Source organism: Streptomyces sp. NPDC057474 (assembly GCF_042802555.1).
Lineage (GTDB): Bacteria > Actinomycetota > Actinomycetes > Streptomycetales > Streptomycetaceae > Streptomyces.
Map to the genome: position 1 here is coordinate 1 of NZ_JBHVDX010000424.1, position 3,844 is coordinate 3,844.

At 68.7% G+C, this 3,844-nt stretch carries 4 protein-coding genes; all 4 read right to left on the bottom strand.

Features of this window, described 5'->3' with window-relative positions; all coding sequences use genetic code 11:
* Window positions 1-117: 117 nt before the first annotated feature.
* A complete protein-coding gene (locus tag ACFU53_RS47120) occupies window positions 118-1,236 on the bottom strand; it encodes a phosphatidate cytidylyltransferase (protein WP_384006554.1) in 1,119 nt (372 codons plus the stop codon).
* Complete coding sequence (gene frr / locus ACFU53_RS47125; protein WP_384006557.1) at window positions 1,236-1,793, bottom strand: ribosome recycling factor; 558 nt, start codon at window positions 1,791-1,793, stop codon at window positions 1,236-1,238. Before frr ends, ACFU53_RS47120 begins: the two co-directional genes overlap by 1 nt.
* 155 nt (window positions 1,794-1,948) lie before the next feature.
* Window positions 1,949-2,710, bottom strand: coding sequence for a UMP kinase (pyrH, locus tag ACFU53_RS47130; RefSeq protein WP_037696047.1), 762 nt, complete (start codon window positions 2,708-2,710; stop codon window positions 1,949-1,951).
* A 195-nt stretch (window positions 2,711-2,905) separates the two neighbouring features.
* Entirely contained in the window at window positions 2,906-3,742 is an 837-nt protein-coding gene (tsf, locus tag ACFU53_RS47135) for a translation elongation factor Ts (RefSeq protein WP_384006560.1), read from the bottom strand.
* Between the last annotated feature and the right edge of the window lie 102 nt (window positions 3,743-3,844).

Genomic DNA, 3,844 nt, shown 5'->3' on the forward strand with positions numbered 1-3,844 from the left:
CTTCAAGACCACAACCGGGTCTTGAAGGCCGACGTCACGCGAGCCCCCGAATTAACCAACAGCGTCCGGCGAACCAGGACGGGGGCCCACGCACATCCCGTGCTCACGGCTGACCGGTCAGCCGGAGCCCACGAACAGCACCAGCAGCAGCCAGACCACCGGAGCGGTCGGCAGGAGGGAGTCCAGGCGGTCCATGATGCCGCCGTGGCCCGGCAGCAGCGTGCCCATGTCCTTGATGCCGAGGTCCCGCTTGATCATGGACTCGCCGAGGTCGCCCAGCGTGGCGCTGGCCGCGACGGCGAGGCCGAGGAGCAGGCCCTGCCACCAGGCTCCGTCGTGGATGACGAACTGCATGAGCAGCGCGCCCGCGACCATGGCGAAGGCGATCGCGCCGAGCAGCCCCTCACGGGTCTTGCCGGGGCTGATCCGCGGAGCGAGCTTGTGCGTGCCGAAGCGCCAGCCCACGGCGTACGCGCCCGTGTCGCTGACCACGGTCAGCAGCAGGAACACGAGAACCCGCTGCGGCCCGTCGTCGGCGGTGAGCATCAGCGCGACGAACGTGGCCAGGAACGGCACGTAGAAGGCCGCGAAGACCCCCGCCGTGACGTCCTTGAGGTAGTTCTCCGGCGGTTCCGTCATCCGCCAGACGAGGACGGCGAGCGCGGTGAGCGCCATGGCCACCCAGGCGCCCTCCGGCCCCCGTACGTACCCGGCGACGACCATGGCGGCCCCGCCGACCGCGAGCGGCACGAGGGGCGCCTTGATGCCCTTGCGTTCATGCAGGCGCGAGGTGAGCTCCCACAGCCCGACCACCACGGCGACGGCTATCACGCCGACGAAAGCCGCCTTGACGATGAACAGCGACGCGACGATGACCGCGCCGAGCCCGACGCCGACCCCTATGGCGGCGCCCAGATCACGACCCGCGCTCTTCTTCTGCGGGGCGGGCTGCGGGGCGTCGGGCATGGGCTCCCGCTTCTGCGGCGCCTCCCCGTAGGGGTGCGCCGACGGCGTCTCGTCGCGGAACGGGGGGCCGGCCTGCCGAGCGGCCCCCCGGTCGTCGTCCTGGTCCCCGCCATGCGCGGGTACGTCGGGCACGATGGGCATGGGGCGAGTCTGCTGGGCCTCAGGCGCATCGTGCGTGGGACCCGCCGGGGCATGCCCCTGGACAGGTCCCCGGTCGGTCGGCGCCCAGTACCCGGCTTGTGACGGCGCCCCCCAGGAAGAGTCGTTCATCAGACCTCGAGGAGCTCCGCTTCCTTGTGCTTGAGCAGCTCGTCCACCTGGGCGACGTACTTCGCGGTGGTGTCGTCGAGCTCCTTCTCCGCACGGCGGCCCTCGTCCTCGCCGACCTCGCCGTCCTTGACGAGCTTGTCGATCGCGTCCTTGGCCTTCCGGCGGACCGAGCGGATGGACACCTTGGAGTCCTCCGCCTTGCTCCTGGCGACCTTGATGTAGTCGCGGCGGCGCTCCTCGGTCAGCTCGGGGAACACCACCCGGATGATGTTGCCGTCGTTGCTCGGGTTGACGCCGAGGTCGGAGTCGCGGATCGCCTGCTCGATGTTGCGCAGGGCGGTCTTGTCGAACGGGGTCACCACGGCCATGCGCGGCTCCGGCACCGAGAACGAGGCCAGCTGGTTGATCGGCGTCAGCGCACCGTAGTAGTCGGCCACGATCTTGTTGAACATCGCCGGGTGCGCACGACCGGTACGGATCGCGGCGAAGTCGTCCTTGGCGACCACGACGGCCTTCTCCATCTTCTCCTCGGCCTCGAGGAGGGTCTCTTCGATCACCACTTGCTCCTGCGTGTCTTGAGTAGGCCCGGCAGCTGTTCTTGGTCTGGTCGGCGGCCGGCTGCGTCGCGTCTTGTTCCTGCACGGTTCCCGACCGGCAGGACATTGTCCATCCCCCGGTCAGGCTCCGTCCCCCGGGCAGGGGAAGGACCCGGTCAGGCCCGGCTTCCCTGATCACCCACGAGAGTGCCGATCTTCTCACCCTTGACGGCCCGCGCGATATTGCCCGCCTTGAGAAGCTCGAACACGAGGATCGGGAGCTTGTTGTCGCGGCAGAGCGTGATCGCGGTGGCGTCGGCGACCTTCAGCTCGCGGGTGATGACCTCGCCGTAGCCCAGGGAGTCGAACTTGACCGCGTCCGGGTTGGTCTTGGGGTCGGAGTCGTAGACCCCGTCCACGCCGTTCTTGCCCATCAGCAGCGCCTCGGCGTCGATCTCCAGGGCGCGCTGGGCGGCGGTGGTGTCGGTGGAGAAGTACGGCATGCCCATACCGGCGCCGAAGATGACCACTCGGCCCTTCTCCAGGTGGCGCACGGCACGCAGCGGGATGTACGGCTCGGCGACCTGACCCATGGTGATGGCGGTCTGGACGCGGCTGTCGATGCCCTCCTTCTCCAGGAAGTCCTGGAGGGCGAGGCAGTTCATGACCGTGCCGAGCATGCCCATGTAGTCCGAACGGGCCCGGTCCATGCCGCGCTGCTGGAGTTCGGCGCCGCGGAAGAAGTTGCCGCCGCCGATGACGACCGCGATCTCTGCTCCGTCGCGTACGACGGCCGCGATCTCCCGGGCGATGGCGTGCACCACGTCCGGGTCGACGCCGAGGCCACCGCCCCCGGAGAACGCCTCTCCGGACAGCTTCAGCATGAACCGGCCGCGTTCCGCTTTGCTTTCGTCGCTCTTCTCGGGCTTGGTGGTCATGGAGATTCGCCTCTTTACCTGTCGCACATACGAAGAAGGCCATTGCCGGTGGGGTGGTGTTCGCATCCCATGCGCGGCAATGGCCTCCTCGTCAGATCTGCTGTCGTCCGTCGCGCGTCACGCGCGCACGTGGCGTGCGTACGCGAACGACTGCACTCGACCCTATCGGGGCCGGGCGCCCGTCGCTTGACGGACTCAGATGCCGACCTTGATGCGCGTGAAGCGCTTCAGGGTGACACCGGCCTCGTCCAGGACCTTCTGCACGGACTTCTTGTTGTCCAGCGCGTACGGCTGGCCGAGCAGCGTGGCGTCCTTGAAGAAGCCGTTGAGGCGACCCTCGACGATCTTCGGCAGGGCGGCCTCGGGCTTGCCCTCGGCGCGGGTGGTCTCCTCGGCGACGCGGCGCTCGGACTCGACGACGTCGGCCGGCACGTCCTCCTTGGAGAGGTACTTCGGCGCGAAGGCGGCGATGTGCTGGGCGATGCCCTTGGCCACGTCGGCGTCGGCCTTGTCCAGCTCGACCAGGACACCGATCTGCGGGGGCAGGTCGGGCATGGTGCGGTGCATGTAGGAGAAGACGAAACCGTCGGCGTACTGCGCGAAGCGGTCGAGGACGATCTTCTCGCCGAGGTTGGCGTTGGCCTCGTCCACGTACGCCTGGACGGTCTTGCCGGCCTCGATCTCGGAGGCGAGCAGGGCCTCGAGGTCGGCCGGGGCGGTCTTGGCGACGTGCTCGGCGATCGCGGCTGCGGCGGCCTGGAACCTCTCGCCCTTGGCGACGAAGTCCGTCTCGCACTTCAGCTCGACGAGGACACCGGAGGTGTTGTCGTCGGCGATGAGGGAGACCACGGCGCCGTTCTCGGCGGAGCGGCCCTCGCGCTTGGCGACGCCCTTCTGGCCCTTGATGCGCAGGGCCTCGACGGCCTTGTCCACGCTGCCCTCGGCCTCGTCCAGGGCCTTCTTGCAGTCCATCATGCCGGCGCCGGTGAGCTCACGGAGCTTCTTGACGTCGGCGGCGGTGTAGTTCGCCATGATCTGTGAATCTCTTCTCGGAGTTCGAAGTCTCGAAGTCGGCGTCCGCCGCCGCTCGTAGGGCGGGCGCCCGCCGAAGATCTACGGGCTGTGGGTGAACGG

What these genes read in the sequence shown, in the direction of transcription:
- ACFU53_RS47120 (WP_384006554.1), bottom strand. Translation starts at nt 1,236, where the DNA reads ATGAACGACTCTTCCTGGGGGGCGCCGTCACAAGCCGGGTACTGGGCG.
- pyrH (WP_037696047.1), bottom strand. Translation starts at nt 2,710, where the DNA reads ATGACCACCAAGCCCGAGAAGAGCGACGAAAGCAAAGCGGAACGCGGC.
- tsf (WP_384006560.1), bottom strand. Translation starts at nt 3,742, where the DNA reads ATGGCGAACTACACCGCCGCCGACGTCAAGAAGCTCCGTGAGCTCACC.